Annotated in this window: 15 protein-coding genes; 6 read left to right on the top strand and 9 right to left on the bottom strand. The window is 66.2% G+C overall.

Annotated elements, in window-relative coordinates; genetic code table 11:
* Positions 1 to 65: 65 nt before the first annotated feature.
* The 9 genes from AC2D10_RS16950 to AC2D10_RS16910 all read right to left on the bottom strand — a co-directional run bounded on the left by AC2D10_RS16950 (position 66) and on the right by AC2D10_RS16910 (position 11,988).
* A complete protein-coding gene (locus AC2D10_RS16950) occupies positions 66 to 446 on the bottom strand; it encodes a DUF4913 domain-containing protein (protein ID WP_484709297.1) in 381 nt (126 codons plus the stop codon).
* Positions 439 to 2,106, bottom strand: coding sequence for a type IV secretory system conjugative DNA transfer family protein (locus AC2D10_RS16945; RefSeq protein ID WP_484709296.1), 1,668 nt, complete (start codon positions 2,104 to 2,106; stop codon positions 439 to 441). Before AC2D10_RS16945 ends, AC2D10_RS16950 begins: the two co-directional genes overlap by 8 nt.
* 75 nt (positions 2,107 to 2,181) lie before the next feature.
* On the bottom strand, positions 2,182 to 3,774 hold the full coding sequence (locus tag AC2D10_RS16940) for a hypothetical protein (RefSeq protein WP_484709294.1): 1,593 nt from the start codon (positions 3,772 to 3,774) through the stop codon (positions 2,182 to 2,184).
* A gap of 89 nt (positions 3,775 to 3,863) precedes the next feature.
* Positions 3,864 to 4,778 carry an SCO6880 family protein gene (locus tag AC2D10_RS16935; RefSeq protein ID WP_484709293.1) on the bottom strand — a complete coding sequence of 305 codons (915 nt, stop codon included), beginning with the start codon at positions 4,776 to 4,778 and terminating at the stop codon, positions 3,864 to 3,866.
* Between the two features lie 295 nt (positions 4,779 to 5,073).
* Positions 5,074 to 8,619, bottom strand: a complete 3,546-nt coding sequence (gene mobF, locus AC2D10_RS16930) for a MobF family relaxase (protein ID WP_484711866.1) — start codon at positions 8,617 to 8,619, stop codon at positions 5,074 to 5,076.
* A gap of 252 nt (positions 8,620 to 8,871) precedes the next feature.
* On the bottom strand, positions 8,872 to 10,014 hold the full coding sequence (locus AC2D10_RS16925) for an alpha/beta hydrolase family protein (RefSeq protein WP_484709291.1): 1,143 nt from the start codon (positions 10,012 to 10,014) through the stop codon (positions 8,872 to 8,874).
* Positions 10,011 to 11,036 carry a DUF6545 domain-containing protein gene (locus AC2D10_RS16920; RefSeq protein ID WP_484709289.1) on the bottom strand — a complete coding sequence of 342 codons (1,026 nt, stop codon included), beginning with the start codon at positions 11,034 to 11,036 and terminating at the stop codon, positions 10,011 to 10,013. Before AC2D10_RS16920 ends, AC2D10_RS16925 begins: the two co-directional genes overlap by 4 nt.
* Entirely contained in the window at positions 11,033 to 11,560 is a 528-nt protein-coding gene (locus AC2D10_RS16915) for a hypothetical protein (RefSeq protein WP_484709287.1), read from the bottom strand. Before AC2D10_RS16915 ends, AC2D10_RS16920 begins: the two co-directional genes overlap by 4 nt.
* Positions 11,560 to 11,988, bottom strand: coding sequence for a hypothetical protein (locus AC2D10_RS16910; protein ID WP_045263463.1), 429 nt, complete (start codon positions 11,986 to 11,988; stop codon positions 11,560 to 11,562). Before AC2D10_RS16910 ends, AC2D10_RS16915 begins: the two co-directional genes overlap by 1 nt.
* 340 nt (positions 11,989 to 12,328) lie before the next feature.
* On the opposite strand from AC2D10_RS16910, the gene AC2D10_RS16905 reads away from it, so the two are divergent.
* The 6 genes from AC2D10_RS16905 (at position 12,329) to AC2D10_RS16880 (ending at position 17,254) form a co-directional block, all read left to right on the top strand.
* Entirely contained in the window at positions 12,329 to 13,414 is a 1,086-nt protein-coding gene (locus AC2D10_RS16905; protein ID WP_484709285.1) for an ArdC-like ssDNA-binding domain-containing protein, read from the top strand.
* A complete protein-coding gene (locus tag AC2D10_RS16900) occupies positions 13,411 to 14,328 on the top strand; it encodes a bifunctional DNA primase/polymerase (RefSeq protein ID WP_484709283.1) in 918 nt (305 codons plus the stop codon). The genes AC2D10_RS16905 and AC2D10_RS16900 overlap by 4 nt, the downstream gene beginning before the upstream one ends.
* 29 nt (positions 14,329 to 14,357) lie before the next feature.
* The gene (locus tag AC2D10_RS16895; protein ID WP_484709281.1) at positions 14,358 to 14,933 is read left to right on the top strand and encodes a DUF2637 domain-containing protein; all 576 of its coding nucleotides are present in this window, start codon (positions 14,358 to 14,360) and stop codon (positions 14,931 to 14,933) included.
* A complete protein-coding gene (locus AC2D10_RS16890; protein ID WP_484709280.1) occupies positions 14,930 to 15,298 on the top strand; it encodes a hypothetical protein in 369 nt (122 codons plus the stop codon). Before AC2D10_RS16895 ends, AC2D10_RS16890 begins: the two co-directional genes overlap by 4 nt.
* A gap of 100 nt (positions 15,299 to 15,398) precedes the next feature.
* Positions 15,399 to 16,250 carry a hypothetical protein gene (locus AC2D10_RS16885; protein ID WP_484711865.1) on the top strand — a complete coding sequence of 284 codons (852 nt, stop codon included), beginning with the start codon at positions 15,399 to 15,401 and terminating at the stop codon, positions 16,248 to 16,250.
* Complete coding sequence (locus AC2D10_RS16880; RefSeq protein ID WP_484709279.1) at positions 16,247 to 17,254, top strand: ParB N-terminal domain-containing protein; 1,008 nt, start codon at positions 16,247 to 16,249, stop codon at positions 17,252 to 17,254. The genes AC2D10_RS16885 and AC2D10_RS16880 overlap by 4 nt, the downstream gene beginning before the upstream one ends.
* The last annotated feature ends 24 nt before the right edge of the window (positions 17,255 to 17,278 follow it).

Raw genomic sequence — 17,278 nt, 5'->3', positions numbered from 1 at the left:
GCCGCGGCGACCACCGGGACGGCCAGGATCAGCATGTCGAAATACGGCATCGAGCAGCTCCTTTGTCAGAGGAGGTCGGCCATGTCTTCGGGGGGCGGCAGCTCGCTCTTCCACTGCTCCGGCAGCGTGCGCTCCCGTGCGAGTTTTTCAACGCGCCAGAACGGGCCATCGCTTGCGGTGATGAGCGGCATTGCCGTGTCGAGGTAGTCACGGAAGAACACCGCCATGCCGGTCGGTCCCTCCAAGCGCAGGAACTCCCACGCTCGCCACAGGGCCTCGAATCGGCTGAGGACCTCGGTGTACTCCCACCAGCGGGGATCCCACTGGGACTGCGTGACATCGCGCTTCCAGTGGGGCAACAGCCAGTGTTCGACCCACATGTACACGTTCGGGTAGTACGTTTCGACCTCGGTCTCGTCCGGGGTCTCGTCGTCGTAGTCAGACATTCGATGCCTCCTCGAGGTGACCCGTCTGGACGGCCTGGGCCTCGTAGTAGTCGCGGCTCGCTGCGACCTTCTCCCCGTAAGGTTTGGCGGACCAGTGCTCGAGTGCGAACAGCGTTGCGGGTTGTCCTGCAGGGATCATCACCGCGCGGCCCCGCGGCATCGCCGCGAGCTCCGACACGTCGAAGATCCGCTCACGGCTGATGCTGGTCGTCGTCGACCTGGCTCCCCGCTGTTGCGTGCTGGTGCGGTGAACCACGTCATGGTCACCGATCAGCTGCGACAGGTGCGGGAGGAACTTGTCGTCCGCGAGGCCGCTCCCGGACGCGCGAATGTTCGCGGCGCCCCAGAGCTTGTCCATGCCGTTGACCCCGAACGCCTCGACGCCCTGCTGCCAGGACTGGAAGAACGTCGAGATGATGATGCCGCGGCTGCCGTAGTGCGAGTAGACGTCGGGCAGGTCCCGCCACCGGCACACGTTCGCGGCCTCGTCGAGCACGGCCATGAGCGGTGTCGCGAGACGGCCGCCCGGCATCCGGGAACCGACTTCCTCGGCGGCTGTGAGCACAGCCATGGTCAACGCACCGGTGATCGCCCGGGCGCTGCCACCGCCCTCGCGGGAGATCGCGTAGACGGTGCCGCTCGAACGGACGAACTCGTAGGGGTCGAAGTGCGGTCGCCCCTCGGTATCGGTGATCCACGGGAGCACCTTTTTGTTCGCGAGTACGCCGCAGATGGTACGCATGGTGCCGTAGATGCCGTCACGCTGCTTCTCCGTGAGCGTCTGGGTTTTCGCGAGTCCCATCGCCTGGGTGTAGTCGTCCTCGACGAGCAGCACCGAAGGATCTCCGATCTCCGGATCCTTGCCGCTGGGATCCATCGCCCACAGGTAGACATCGGTGATCGGGCGACCGCTCACCGCGGCGGTGAGGAACAGCCGGGCGAGGGTCTCCCGCCCCGCGGGTCCAAAGTATGCATCTTCCTTCGAGTCAGCATCCACCGCGGCTGATACGAAGACGTCGACGAGTTTCTCGGCGCGCTCGAAGTTCGTCACGAACGACAGCGGGTTCCACCACCAGGTCGGTTCCGCGCCGATGATGTCCTGCACGTCATGAATCAACACGCGCCCGATCTCCGACCGTGGACCGCGGGTCAGGTCGACGATGTCACGCTTGTTCGATGTCGCGAACACTGGACCCTGTGTTTCGAGGATCTGGGGCACGCACACGCAGCTCGTCTTACCCGCGCGCGGACCCATGAGCCAGATCTGCACCCACTCCCAGGTGCCGAACAACAGCTTGCCGGAGGGAACATGCCGACCCAACGGCACACCGCAACCGGCGCCACCGGCGCCGAGGCGGGCGGCGTCTTCCGCGACTTTCTTCTGCGTCATCTCCTCCAGCTCGCGGATCTGCCCCATCGAGGCCGCCTTGTGATCGACGCGGGAGCCGGAGGACCGGCGCCGCAGCGCCAGCGTCGCGATCGCCGCGAGCGTGACTCCCAGGGCCAGGAGGCCACCGATGAAGATCACGACCTGCAGGGGCGTCGGCGACAGCCGACCGGTGAGCACGGCGCGGAGGACGGTGAACGGGTCCCGCCTGCTGAGCTCGTCGACCGCGGGGTTGGTCAGGGCCGCCAGCCAGCCGAGCATGCCGACAAACATCACGACAGCGACCAAGGCGCCGAGCAATCCACCCGGTGTCGGCTCCCATGGGCTGTGCTCGCCGGTTCGGGCGCATCAGGCGGCCTCCTCCAGTGTCTCGGTGACGCGGACGGCATTCTGGCGGAAACGCTCGGCGGCATCTGTCCATGCCCGGTTGGTGTTGTTCACGTCCATCTCTGCCGGCGTGAGTTCCAGCTCGAACGGGGTCCCTGGCTTCTTGCCGATCTTGAGCAGGAACTTCCCTCGCCCAGGCGGGATCGCCGGCTGGCCCGTGTGCGGGTTTAGGGAGCCGTCGGCGCTCCAGTCCATGATCATCGCCTTCTCGCGCGCTGACATCGTGAACACCTGTTCGAGGTTGCCCATTTCTGACTGCGCCAGCCCGCCGATGAACACCATCGCGGAGCGGGCAACGAAGCCCCACGCGATCGTCGTCAGCTCGTCGGATGACAGCTTGAGGTCATCCATCGTGTGGGTGATCATCGCCTGCGCGATACCGCGTGCACGGTTCAGACGGGTGAGCGCGTCGACGAAGAACACCATGGCGGAGCTGGCGCGGAGCATGCGCCACAGCTCATCCATGACGAGGAAGTAGTGCCGGCGAGAGCGCAGCTTCGCATCCGCGAGGTACTTCTCTGCGTCGACGACCGCGGACCCGAACGACCAGGTCACTGCCTGCACCGCGGCCTGGAGCGTCAGGTCGCCGTCATCGATCGATGACAGATCGAACACGACCGGCCTGCCGGCCTCGATCTGCACGGTGCTGTCGCCGTCAAAGATCGACCCGTACACACCGGACGACGTCAACGCAATGAGACCGTCGACCAGCAGCTCCGTGCGCTCCGCGTACCGGTCCGCGTCCCCGCGGTCCTGAGCAATTGCCGTCAGGCGCGGGTGCCGATCACGGACCAGGCGCACCAGGTCACTGATCCGCGGCTGCCGGCCCTCCTTCTTGATGTCGAATTCCTCATCGAGGATACGCAGACCCTCCACGACCATGGAGCGCTCTTTCTCACTGATCCGAGCATCCCGGCCGAGCTCCAGCAGGCCGATGACGAGAGTGGACCGCCGCCGCTTCATAGCGTCGATCGCTTCCCTCCGAGGGGCATCGCCGCGCACGTCGTCGTCGGGGATCCGCGCCAGCTCGCGCAGCAGCTCGCTGAAATCGAGGATGTTGATGGTCTCCTGGCCAGGTCCCAGATGGAACACCTGACCACCCTGCGCGTCGATCAGATCGACGTAGTCCGGTTTCGTGTCGCTGAGCACCATCGGGATGTGTCCCCACGCCTCGAGGACGGTCACGATCCGCCGCACAAGAGTCGATTTTCCGAGACCTGGGCGGCCGAGAACGAAGCACGAGGGCTGGTTGATCAGGTTGGCGAGGAACCAGCTGATCGGGTCCGCACACACGACGGTGCCTTTCAGCAGGTTCTTCCCGAGCGGGACGCCCACGGGCAGGTCGCTGGACCCGGCGATGAACGGCCACAGGCCGCACACCTGGACCGTGGTCCCCTGAGCCTCAGGCAACGGCTCAATCCACGGCATCCGGCCGGTGCCGCTCGTGCGCCACCCGCGCCGACCAGCCCTACCCAGTGCGCGGCGCCGCTGCGTGCGCGTGCGGTCGAGGAACTGCAGCCACCGTTGCAGCGGGGTCGCGGCCGGCGGCCGCATTCTCCGCTCCAGTCGCTGCGCTTCCCGCGGGGTCAGCCGCAGCTCCCCCGGGTCTGCATCCCGTCGCTTCTGTGCTCGCGTCATAGTCATTACAGCCAGTCCCTAATCTGATCGGGCAACGTCATGTGCTCCGGGAGCACCACACCCAGGGGCAAGCCCGCGAGGAACGCGACATCCTCGTTACCGAACGCCTCACGGATCTTGAGCCGAGCCTGGTTTGTCAGCGACGGGATGACCTTCTCCAGCCGGGGGAACTCGTCGTTCGTTCGGCACGTCGTGGTGATGATCATGCCGAACCGCGTGAGCCCAGCGCCGGCAGCTTCTTCTTCGGCTGCTTTGTTCGCGAACCGGATTCGGTTCTTCTGCCGCGCCGTCGCCCGCTGCTTCGTCGACGAGTTGAATTGCGCGTTGTTGATCTCCGCCTCAATCACGTCCGGGGCATCCCCGGCCGGGATGGGACGGTACAGGATCGTCACCCGCTTGCGGAGGACGCCCTTTGTCGGCTCGAATGCGCGGCGCAGCGCCGTCGCGTAGAACTTCGACCGCGGACCTTCGTACATGGTCCACGACTTCGACACGCCCCGGTCGTGGTAATACCGGTCGTACTTCGCTTCAGCGAACGCCGGACCCGCCTCCTCCCAGGTGAGGCCCGTCCCGCCCTCCTGGCGGGCCTGCTCCACGCGGGCGGCCACCGTCGGGTCATACGCCACACGGGTGAAATCGACGATGTCCTGCGCCGTACACGCCTGCACGGCGTTTCCGGCACCGGTCATCCCGAGAGAGGCCAGGAGGACGGGGAGACGGTTCCATCGCGGATCCAGCGGCGTTCCAGCCGGCCGAACTACCGTTGCCGCTCGAGGACAGAGCCCGTCGCTGTCCACGTCCGCCGTCGACGCGCCGCCCTGGCCCGCCGACTGTGACGCGGCGGCCGAAATGCCGGCCTCCGTTGCGGCCGCCGCACCGGCGCCGCCTCCCGCTATCACCACCACCGGCGGCAGCACCACCAGCTGCCGCCGTTGAGGCACCGCCAGCGGCAGCTCCAGCTCCGCTCGCCCAGTCCGGATGGAGGGCGGCGATCCACAGTCCGCCACCCGCCGAGAGCAGGTCGTTTCGCGCCGCTTTGATCTCCACGCCCCTGCACGCTACGCACGTGTCGAGAGCACCGTGGACGCGACGGCGGCCGATCTTAGCGTTTGCGGGCACGTATACGACCTCTCATGACTGCGTGGACCAGGGTGACGTCTCGAGCGTGCGGACGATCCGACCTCCGGATCGAACCAACCAGTCGTAGCAAAGCAGCTACAGCGACGGCCCGACCCTCTGCACTCCGATGCGGCGGGCTCGTTCCTTCTCAGGTTGGTGGGTCTGGGCGAGGTTCTGTGCCCGGTCGAGGGCGGCGCGAGCGCGGGTGGCGTCGATCGTCTGCGCCTCCGCCTCGGCGGGCGCCCCGAGCGGTGGCGATCCGGTGACCCCGTAGCGGTCGCGGTATGCGGCGATGGTGCGGGCACCGTAGCGCCATGCCCGGGCCGCTCGTGACTGCTTCGGTTGCGTGCCGAGCTTCGTGATCCACTCGTGTTTCTCTGTGAGTGCGGTGTCGAGGAGGGCATCGGCGCGGTTCTCGATGAGGTCGCGCCGCTCGGTCAGAGCCCGCCGCATCTCGGACGGCATAATGCCGGTGGCGTCGGGGATGAGACCGGCAATCAGGCGCGGTGCTCTCCGGGAGCGGCCGGCGCCTGCTGGGCGGGAGGTCGCTTTGGCGGCGCGGTCGTGCAGGACGGCGGCGATGTCTTCGGCATCTCCGAACCCGCGCGCTCTGACCAGGCGTGGTAGCAGGGTCTGGATGTCGTGGTGGTTTGCCTCTGCCCGTCGCAGCTCGGTGGTCAGTGGCCCGAATGCGGGTGACGCGATTGCGGCCTCGGCCTGGGTGTCGCTGAGCCCGGAGGATCGGATGAGGGCGGCCCAGCGGTCGTGTTGAGCGGCGGCGGCCAGGGTTTCGTATTCGGCGGCGAGCTGCCCGATCGAGGCCCAGGTGTCGTGCTCGGCGGTGATGGTTTCGTGCGCGGAGAGCTCGGCGCCGACGTGCTGCAGCACCCCAACCAACACCGACCGAGCGGTTGCCTCGGTATTGTCGCCGGGGTGCGGGCCGTCGTGGGCGGGGTCGGGCTTGTCGACGGCGACGTAGGCGATGTTCTCCTCTCGGCCGCGGGTCATGGCGACGTAGAACGTCTCCCTGGTCATCGACGCATCGCCGAGGACGTGCGCAGCGTCCACGGTGATGCCCTGCGCCCGGTAAGAGGTGACGGCGTAGCCGAGGTCGAGGTGTTCTGCCGCGTACTCGACGGGAACCACCACCGACCCGCCCCACCTGCGCCCTGCCCGCCGGAGGGTGAGGGCGCCGTCGTCGCGAACCTCGCTGACCGTCCATCTGTCGCCGTTGCGGACCCAGGACCGCCCAGCGCGCAGGCGACGGTCGTTGCGGCGGGTGATGACGCTATCACCGGCCGCGGCGCGGGTACCGTCGCGCAGTTCGACCTCGCGGCGTGCGTTCACGGTGCCGTCGAGGATCAGATCAGCGCGCGCTCTGTTGTTGAGCGCCTGGACGGATTCGTTGGAGTCGGTAACGAGGACGCTGGCCCGGCCCGCGAGGGTATCATCGCGCCATGCGGTGTAGGCCGCATCAATCATCGCCTCGGTATCACCGCCGATCACGCGGCGGTGCTTGGCGTAGGTGTCGATGACGTCGGTGCGCCCGTGCCGCAGGCCGAGTGAGGCGGTCTTCTCCCACGGGTTTACGAACCTGTGCACGTCGACCAGCTCCGGAGCGTCGTCGCGGTCCTGCACGAGGAGGGCGAACGCGCCTCCGGCGGTGACGGACTGGAGCTGCGCGTGATCCCCGACCAGCAGCACCTTCGCCCCGGCCTCCGCCGCCAAGGTGGTTATGCGGTCGAGGAAGATAGTGCCCGCCAGCGACGCCTCATCGACGATAACGAGCTGCCCCCTGCGGAACGTCCCGCCGGTACGGTCGTGGGTGTCGAGCCACTTGGCCGTGTTCTCCGTCTGGACACCGAGGTCGTCTGCGAGCACCTGCGCGGCGACCGCCGATGGCGCGAGTCCCACCACGCTGCCGCGCCCGTGTTCCTGCTCCCACGCCCGCCGCAACGCCGACATCGCCGTCGTCTTCCCCGCCCCAGCCGGGCCCACCAGCACATCGATCACGCGACCGGAGACCGCGATCTTCGTCAATGCGGCCGCCTGATCGCTATTGAGCACCTGGCCCTTTCTGTTCGGGCGCTTCGTGATGCTTTCGACGGTCGTCATCGGCACGGTCGGGGCGATGGTGGTGCGAGCGCGCTCGAGAAGACGGTCCTCGGCCGCCAGCAACACCTCGGAGGAGAACAGCGCCGAGTGCTTCGGTCGGAACACCGATGTCCCGTCCGGCCGGCGGAACGCCGCCGGGGTCCATGCGAGTTCCGGCGGGGTCAGGCGCAGGGACGCGACCTCGGCGGCGTCCACGACCAGGCCGACGATGGCTTCTCGATCCTCGGTCGATGCGAACCGGTAGCCCATCGTCTCCCGCGCGGCCTCCGCGGTGAGATTCCAACGATGCCAGGTAGAGCGCTTCTCACCGACGGCGGTCACCACGTCCTGCCCGAGCGATCCGATCGCATCCAACGGCACGTCGCCGGCGCGCAGCAGCAACGGGTCCTCGTTCGCCGTCACGCCGCGCGCCCACGACGTCGCATCCGACCCGAGCACCCGCCCGGCCCGTTCCCGCCAGGATGCGGTGAGGTCGGCCAGCGACCGCACCTCCTTTGCTGGGCGGGTGGAGAGCGTAGCCCGGGCGCGGATCTTCATGATCGTCGTCGGTGACGGCCGGCCCCCATGTGCCTCGACGTACTGTCCGATGAGGCGATCGGTCTCGGCGTCGATGTGCCGGGCACGGGTGGAGAACTCAATGACCAGCGCCTCCGGCACCGCGGCGACTGCCCATGCCGGGTTCCGGTCGCGGCCCCTTTCTCGCGCCTCCCACGAGACACCGAGCATCCGGGTGAGGTGGTCAGCGAAGACGGCCTGGTGCAGTTCGGAGAGAGTGACCACGGCGGCGTGCATCGGCCGCCCGTCCAACGACCGCCACTTGTTGTCGAGGACGGTCTGCACCTTGTTGCTGATAACGACATGCGTGTGCAGGTGCGGATCACCCGCCCTCGAGTCGTAGTGATCGAACGCCGTCGCGATCAGACCGCGGACATCAACCTGCGCAACCGCACCGTCGCGACCGGTTGCGCCCGCGCGGGTAGCTGCAACCTCCCGCTCCATGAACGCAACCACCTCCGCAACCGCCGCATCATGCGCATCCACGATCAACGCCTGCGTCCCCGCATCCGCGACCGCCCACAACACGCTCGCAGACTTCGGGACCGAGAACGTGAAGTCGAACCCCGCCACCGCCCGCCGCGACCCACGATCCGCCTCCTCCACCTCGATGGCGGCGACGGCCTCGGCGCGTGATGTCGGTTCGAGAGCTGTATCGAGTGCCGCGGTGCGTTCCTCAATCCGCTCGGCAACGCCCCGGTAATCGGGGTAGGCGCGGCCGAGCGGATCACCGGTGATCGGGTCACGGCCCACGCCGACCAGGAGCTGGAGCTGAGCTTCGGCAACCTGATCGCCCACGCTGATCCGACCGCCGCCGAGCGTGGCGACGCCCGTGCCGAGCCAACGGCCAGGCGGGGTACCCTCGGCGTTGTAGTACCGGGTCAGCGGGGTGGAAAGCGACCTGTCGCCGTCGCCGGCCGCAACGGTGCGCAACAGGTACTTATACCCGTCGCCCGCGCTCATCACCCGCATCGAGACCGTCACCCAGACCGCCTCCCTTCCTCACTCGGGAGGTGAGCCGATGCGGCCGGTTCACAACAGATGCGATCCGTCAGCGTCCCCCTCGATCTGCAAGAGGCGTGGCAGCTGATCAGTGCGCCAGATCAAGGCGCCTGAAGATGCACGCGGGCTCATCTCATATGCTCCGCGCTGAGGGGGTGATGTTACTAACGCGCACGCGCTGAATGATCAACGCCAAACTGCAGGCACGGAGATCGCTCTGCTTCAGTCAACGACCGCTGTTGATAGCCAGGCGCTGACACTCGAACGCCAACGCTCAGGGTCAGAATTCCATGCCAGCGAATGGCCCGCCTCGAACACAACTAGTTCGACGAAGCCAGGACGGCGATCCCGGAGGGCTTGAGACACCGCAGGGGGGACCGAATCGTCCCGATCGCCGTGCAGGATCAAAGTCGGCACGGTGAGTTCTCGGGCTCGCTCGATCCAGTCCATCTCCCGAAGCGAAACGGCCCCCGGCAGCCCGGCTATACGAGCGAGCGGATCAAGCGTCAACCAGGGCAACGAGAGACGGCCCGCCACAGCAGGCAGTCCGCTTCGTACACAATTGGCCTCGATCACCTCGATCCAACTGAGCACTGGAGAGTCCAGTACCAGCGCGGTTATCACCGTCGCAGACCGCATCCGATCGGCAACGCGCAGAGCAATGGCAGCGCCCAACGACCATCCAAAGAGAACGATCCGCTCAGCGCCCTGTTTGACGGCATAGTCGACAGCAGCCTCGACATCGTCGGCCTCCGAGTAGCCCAGCGTTGAGCGACCCTTCTCAACGCTCGGCCCCTCACCGTCATTGCGGAAGCTGACGACGAGCGACGTCCAGCCAAGCTCAGCAGTCACCTGCACACCGCGCAGCGTTCCTCGTCGGCGCCCGCCCATGCCATGGACGTGAATCGCCCATGTCGCCGCGCGGTGCTCGCCGTCGGCGAGCCATGCCGGGGCCGGACCCGCGGGCGTAGTGATGAAGACCTCCCGCACGCTGAGGCCCGCTGCCGCGGGGCCATCGAAGTAGATCCCGCTCCACGAAAAGGATGCCCCCAGAGATGGGAGTCGGTCGAACGCGGCGTGCGTCACAACCCGAGCGATCTGGCCAGGCCCTCGATCGATCACTTCGTCGGAGACTCGTACCCACTCTCCCGTTTCGAACCACAGGCTGAATATGCCTGGCGCGGCCGTGGAGCGAGTGCGGTTGAGAATCAGCAAACGCCGATCCTCGTCAGTCTCGATATCTCGAAGTCTCAAGTCGAAGGTTCGAGACCCGACCGCCGACGTTAACTTCCGAGCGAGGATCCAGCCGAGGCTCATCGCACCCGCACCGAGGAACACCATGCTCGCTACAACGATGCGCCTCATGTTCGATCTCGTTCGTCGGGAGAGCGCGGCGCAACGACCGCGGGTTTTCCGTTGGCATCTGCGCCGCTGCTCCCGAGGAGGTGACGTTCCGCCTGCTCGAGTAGCGTCTCTTCCGCTTTGGTGACCTCGAACGCAGTACGCGGGTCGATCATCGCGTCTCTGATCTCGACGATCTCACGGTGGAGGCGGCTTTCTTCGTCTTCGATTTGCGATGTCGAAGACTGCGCCCTGCTGAGACCTGGCCGCACTCGCACAGCCTGATGCCACAGTGAGTCGAGTCGCTGCAACATCTCGGCCGTTCGCGCGCGACGAACCCGCTCCTGCAAGTTGCGGACCATCGGCTGCACGGCGAAGCCCGCACACAGAAAAAGAAAGGCGAGGAGAGACAGCGGCCCGTACGCGGCACTGACGGAGCGCATGAATTGAAGATTGCCGGTAACGTGCGCCAGATCCATGGTGATCACGGCGACGCTGAGCGCGATACCTGAGCTCGAGCCGATGAGAAGCAGCAAAGCGGGAATCAGCTGCGCTCCTTTACCGATGCGGAACTGCCTCATCGCCAATGTGAGCATCGCACCCAAGATGATCCCGCAGTAGGTGAACATAATGATCGAGTACGCCGCGACCCACGGCTGCGCACCGAGGTCGCGCATGAAGGTCACAGTCGTCGCCCCGCGATCGATGAGGAAGAACGCCATTGTTGTGCCGACGAGTGCGGTGAACAATGCGGGGCGACCGACCGCTGCGCGCACCAGCCGCGGACGGTACTCGCCAGCCTTCATCGCCGCTCGTCCGAGGAAGAAGAGCCCGATGATCAGAAGGCCATCCGAAAACAGCATTCCGTAATTCGTCGATCCCAGCAAACCATCGACGGCGACGTAGACGGCGTCGACGTTGAGTGTCATGGCGACAGCGATCGTGAGAGCAGCGTGGGTAATACTGCGGTCCGTCCGCCGGCGGCGAAAGATGAGCAGGCTCGCCACGAGCACCCACAAGAGCGTCGCGATGAGCGTCTGGATCATCCGAAGATTTCCGAATAACGAGACTCCGCGAAGACAGACCCCCGAATACCCGCCGCGAGCCGGTCTGCCAGTGACTCGGCTGCAATCTCGGTGTCGGTGTCGAAATCCTGGCGTCGGAGTAGACGCGCTCTGGTGTGCGGTGGGATGTCTGGCAGCAGAGCGTCCACGACGGAACATTCGTCGCCGTCGCAGTGTCCGAGCAGTATGTGAGCGAACTCGTGGAGCACGAACTGTTGTTGATGCAGGACCGAGTCGCTGTGCGCATGAAGGATCACGTCCTCTGCTCCGGTCGTTAGCCAAATCGCGCAGACGCCATCATGGTCGCCCAACGCACTCAGCTCGACGACACGGAGCCGCCGTCGTCTGCGCCGTCTCACAGCGCTAAGCAAGTCATCAAACGTGAAGACGCTACCCAGGGCGAGATCCGTGATGGCCGTCGTCACGGCCTCATCAATATTCACGGTGTGCTCACTCTCTTCGAGGGCATCTACCGGCGCCCACTCCGCTTCGCGGGACGTCGTCACTACTCGACTGCGTGCGCCATTTCCTCATCCAGGAACTTACTGATGGCTTGGAGTGCTCTCGGCGAGATATCTCCAAGGGTGCGAGCCGCGTAGGTCTTGACCTTCGCAGCGCGCATCGAGCGCACAAGGTCTAGCTGCGCGCTAACTTTTGCTGGGACCGCGGCCCCGTCCGCGCCCAACAGGAAGTCGGCGTCGACGTCAAAGAATGCCGCCAGCCCCTCAAACACCTCCGGGTCTTGCACGTACCGGTGGCCGTTCACCATGTAGGTCCAGCGCGATCTCGACAGGTTGGTGCCGCGGTCACCCAAGTAGGCGGCAATCTGCGAGTACGTCGGTTCGGCACCAGACTCCGCAATCGCGACGTCAAGCAGTAGCCGCAGGCGTTTCGCGAGATCCGCTGCCGCATCCTTGCTCTCGTCTTCGGCCATGCTCGCAGACCTCCTTTGTGCATGCTCAATCTATACGTTGAGCATGACCAAATCAACAGTTGCGCATGCTCAACGTCGATGTTAGAACTAAGACCCCAGGCGGTTTGAGCATGCTCAACGCTCGTGACGTGGCGTGACCGCACTCCTGCTCAAAGGGAGGTGAACGATGCCCAGAATCAGGACGATGACGATTGCGCGCTCTGCCAAGCTCGCGCGCAACGAGCGTGCACGAGCCGTGCGGCCGCATCTCTCATCGTTCTCTCGCGGGCGCGCGCGCCCACCTCTCTGGTGTGTCGCCGCGCCCCTCCCGGTCGTGGCGTCCCAGAGAGGAGGCCATCCGATGGTCGCGACCGAAGATCGTCGCGCAGCGCGCGAAGCGAAGCTTGACGAGGTCCACGAGAAGCTGGCGGATGCCGTCGGTCGGCTTGTGTCTGGGGACGATTGGGCGAAAGTCCTCACCTTCGCGGCCCGATTCCGCAGCCGCTCCTTCAACAACACCTTGCTGATCTGGATACAGCACTCCATGGCGTACGAGGCAGGACTCGTATCGGAGCCGATGCCGTCATACGTCGCCGGGTACAAGCAGTGGCAGAAGCTGGGGCGCCAAGTGGAGACGGGCCAGCCCGGCTATCAGATCCTCGCCCCCGTCACCGGTCGCTTTGCTTCATCAAGTCCATCTGATCCGGCGTCGTGGCGACGACTCAATCGGTTCGAGAAGCCGCGTCCCGGCGAGATTGTGCGCTCGAAGATAATCGGTGTTCGCCCCGCGTACGTGTGGGATGCCTCCCAGACTTCCGGCGACGCGTTTCCGACGCCGCCGACGCCGACTCTGCTGAAGGGCGAGGCTCCATCCCGACTCTGGGAAGGCCTCGCTCAGCAAATCACCTCTGCCGGGTTTGCTGTACTCGATGTGGAGCACGAGGACATGATCTTTGGCGCGAACGGCGTCACGGACTACACCGAGAAGACGGTCAAGGTCCGCAAGAACATGGATCCCGCAGCGCGTGTGAAGACGCTCGCCCACGAACTCGCTCACGTGCTCATGCACGGCCCGGATCAGGATGTAGTGAGACGGCATCGTGGTATCGGCGAGGTGGAGGCCGAGTCGGTCGCGCTCATGATCGGTGCCACCCACGGCATGGATACCAGTGGCTACACGATTCCGTACGTGTCGACCTGGGCAGCGCAGGTGGACGGGCAGGAGCCAGCCGAGATCGTCCGCGCAACGGGCGAACGGGTCCGCGCCGCTGTCATGAGAATTCTGGACCGGCTCGACACGGAGATGCTCGGCGACGGTACCCTGCCAGGACTTGAACGTGCGTCGACGCGGACCGGTGCGCCCATCTCGAACCGCGCGAGCCATGTACCGGTGACCTCGACGGACGCGCAGCGTGCGGCTCTGACCGAATCGCGGACGCTGCGATGAACGCCGCCGCGTTCGCTCAGACACTCGATGGCTCGGGCCGCGGGCTCTCGACAGCTGAGAGCGCGCTCGCTTACGCGGCTCACGGCATCCCCGTGTTCCCGTGCGCTGCGCGCGGGAAGCGCCCCGCGGTGGCTGGAGGATTTCACGCCGCCAGCACGAACTCTGTGCTGGTGCGGCGATGGTGGACGGCGGTACCCAGCGCGAACATCGGAATCCCGACCGGCGCCGCATCGGGCCTCGTCGTGGCTGACGTTGATGTGCACTGCCCCGTCGATGGCTACGAAGCGTTGGATCGCGCGCGAGCCGAAGGTCTCGTGGACGGCTGGACTGCTGCGGTGAGAACCCCGTCTGACGGTTTGCATGTGTACTTCCCCGCGACGAGCGGGTCGGAGCAGCGGTCCTGGCAGTGCGCACGAGCGGGCATCGACTTCCGCGGCGACGGCGGTTACATCATCGTTCCGCCGTCAAGTCGAGTGATCGACGGGCGTCCGCTGTGGTATGAGGTCCTTCGGCTCGCCAGTGAAAGCGTGCATGGGTTCAACGCGGAGCGACTTCGCGACTTCCTCGATCCTCCCCACAGGCTGGATCAGGCCCGTAGCGGCGAGTCGGCGATCCGATCGGGCGATGTGCAGCGTCTCGCCGAGTGGGTTACTCGGAGGCAGGAAGGCGAACGTAACCACGGGGTCTTCTGGGCCGCTTGCCGGATGGCGGAGCAGAGTGTTCCCCCGTTCGAAGCGCTCGATGCGCTGACGGCGGCCGGTGCGCAGGCCGGGCTCACTGAGCGCGAGGTGACGACGACCGTCCGCTCTGCCTACCGAAGTGTTCAGGGCGCACCGGCCAGGCAGCTAGCTCCTGCGTCGTCGGCGACACCACACAGGCCATCAAGTGGCACAGAGTCACGGGCACTGGCATGAGGAATATCGGGGGGCGACGGGTGGCCGTCATGACAGCCGTCGCGGGCACGGTATTCATCGCCGCCGGAGCGTTCTGGCTGTCATTCACCTCGCTTGCGGACCTTGCCGCGCGCTCAGGAATCGGCGACGGGCAGGCGTGGGCATGGCCGCTCATCGTCGACGGGGTCATCGTCGTCTCGACTGTCGCCGTCGTCGCCCTCGCCGATGCACGAGCCGCCTGGTATCGATGGACGCTCCTCGCGGGCGCTGCGGCAGTATCCGTGACCGCGAACTCGCTTCATGCCGTCGTCGCCGCCGATTCAGACGTGCCCGGCTTCCTCGCCGCAGCCGTCGCAGCCGTGCCACCGGTGGTCTTGCTTGCGATCACTCATCTGACGGTGCTCCTGATCCGCGCGCCAGAAACCGTAGGTCCGAGCGAGTCGGTGACGTCGGTCTCGCCGCAGGAGCGCGCAACGGCATTTCGGGCGGAGGGATGGTCGAACAAGCGGATCGCCCGCGAACTTGACGTTCACCCGTCGACGGTGGGCCGCTGGTTCGCCAGCGCACCTATCGAGCAGGAACGGATGGACGCCGCATCCGCCACATCCGAGGAGGGACCGCCATGAACGAGATCGAGAACGAAACGACGCGCATCGCTGATCGAGATGGCGACAGCGTCGCGACCGTGCCCGAGACCGTCGAAGCAACAAGCATCCGCCGTCGCCATCGCGCCGCGACACTGGATCCTGCGTCATACCGCGGCCGCGGCGTCGAGTGGGTGCGCCCGACAGATCTGATCGCACACGGCGGTTCCCGCATGGCGGGAGCGGGCATCACCTTCCAAGCTGAGCTACATCGACGCACCCGTGCGGCGACGACGACCAGCATCCGCGGCATTGCGGAGCGGGCGCGACGGCTCCCGCCCGTGTCCGCGTTCGGACACGGTTCCTCGCGACGCGGAGCAGAGCGCGGCGCGGTCGGCGCAGCCTGAACAACAAAGCGTGAAACGACCTGATGGGCACTTCACCGGCATCCAAGACCCCCGCAGCTGGGAGCGCGTGCGCACCTGCGTGTCAGGAGGTGCCTTCGACATGACCCATCACAGCTCACCGGCGCGCGAGGATTACAGAACGAGCGAAGGGCTGCGCGCCCTGCTCAATCGCCTGCATCACGCGGGTGCTCGCGCCTGGGCGCACGACCGCGTTGCCGCTGATCTCGCCGTGTTCTCGGCCGAAAAGTACGGCGCCTTAGCACGTAAGCACGGCCTCGACCCCTGGGAGGCAGCGTCGGCAGCATTCGATGTCATGCGAACCCGCTCCGCACGAGAAGCAGACGATCCGTGGGCCGTCGTCACTCGCGGTGTTCAAATCACCTGCATCGCCGAGGAGCGCGGGCAAGGCTTGCTGTGCGCGACTCACCAAGCTCGCCGCCCGCACGTCTCCGCGTTTCACGACCCCGAACGGTTCGCCGATCGAGAGACTCCGCTGGCCGATTACCATCCGGCTTTCCACGTCCGAGACGACTATCCGAGCACTCAAGACGACGATGCCTCCGGTGCACCCGAGGACGTGGACACTGCCCAGCGTGCGATCGAACTGTCGATCGTCCTGTTCACGACATTGGGATGGCCGGAGAGCACTGCGCGCGCAGCGATCGAGTACGTCTGCGCCGCGGTCGCGCGGGCCGGGTCTCGACAGAGCGCCTGCGAGCTGCTGCGCCGCGACAAGCACGCCCGAGCGCTGCTCGATCTGCCTGCCGGCTCGTGGGCGGCACTGCTGCGTGTGCTGCTCGGGCATCCACATCCTGCATACCGGTCGACCAGCACCGGTCGCGGCATCCTGTTCCGTCTGATCATCGGCGACTCGCTGCCCGCATTGCTCGGTGACGACGACTTGGTGATGACGATCGCGATGTCCACGCCCACGCACGGGGGCAAGCGATGAGCACGGACCACGGGCATATCGAACTGGAACGGTCGGTCGACTCCATTCGCGTCGGGCGACGCCACCGGACGGAACTCGGCGACCTCGCCTCGCTTGCCGCGTCAATCGAGCGGGACGGCCTGCTGCAACCGATAACCGTCACGCCAGAAGGGATCCTCGTCTGCGGTGCACGGCGACTGGCCGCGATCAAGCAACTCGGGTGGCTGCACGTCAAAGTGTGGGTGCGTTCGGGCATCTCGGGAGACCTTGGGTACCTGCTTGCCGAGCAAGACGACAATGTGCTCCACAAGCCGCTCACTCAACTGGAGAACGCGACTCTGTACCGAGAGATCAAGACGTTGATGGCAGAGGATGCCGCTCGCCGCCAGGAAGCGTCGCGCTTCAGCAGGGAGAACCAGCCCGGAGGTGACGGTGCCGCAAATTATGCGGCACCGTCAGAGGCTGTGGGCGACGCACGCGAACAGGCCGCTGCGATGATCCCAGATGGCCCCTCCCACACCACGCTCGAGAAGATCAATTACCTCCAGCGCCTCGTCGACGATGAGACCCAGCCCCAGTCCGTGCGCGAGGGCGTCGCAGCCGAGCTGGAGCTCATCGGATCCGGGTCAGCCGTGCACCCGAGCTACGAGCGGGCACGTCAACTCGTCGCTGCGGCGCAGCCCGGCGCGAGCGGGGCGAACGTGGCGAAACTCGCCGAGGAAGCCCTGGCTCGCATCAAAGGCAAGCGGATGCCCAAGCGACGCCCGTCGCCAAGCCCCGCTGCACGTACGGACGGTGATGATCCGTGGCCCGTGCGCGCGTTCGTCGTGACGTGGACGGAGCTCGACGGCTGGTGGCGGCACTTCACCGTCGACGACCTGGCTCAACAGCTCAGCGACGCCGAGGTCGACCTCTTCCTCCACGTCGTTGATGCCACGGTCGACGTCGCTGCGCAGCTCCGAGCATTTCGAAACGACGCCGGCTCAGACACCGAGACGACAGCGCGGAGCCTTCGCGCGATCTGACCAGGGGTCAGGGCTGCGCACCTA

This window comes from Microbacterium sp. PI-SA-G (genome assembly GCF_057215335.1).
Note: the sequence above shows the minus strand (reverse complement) of the source record. Positions and strands in the feature narration are given on the sequence as shown.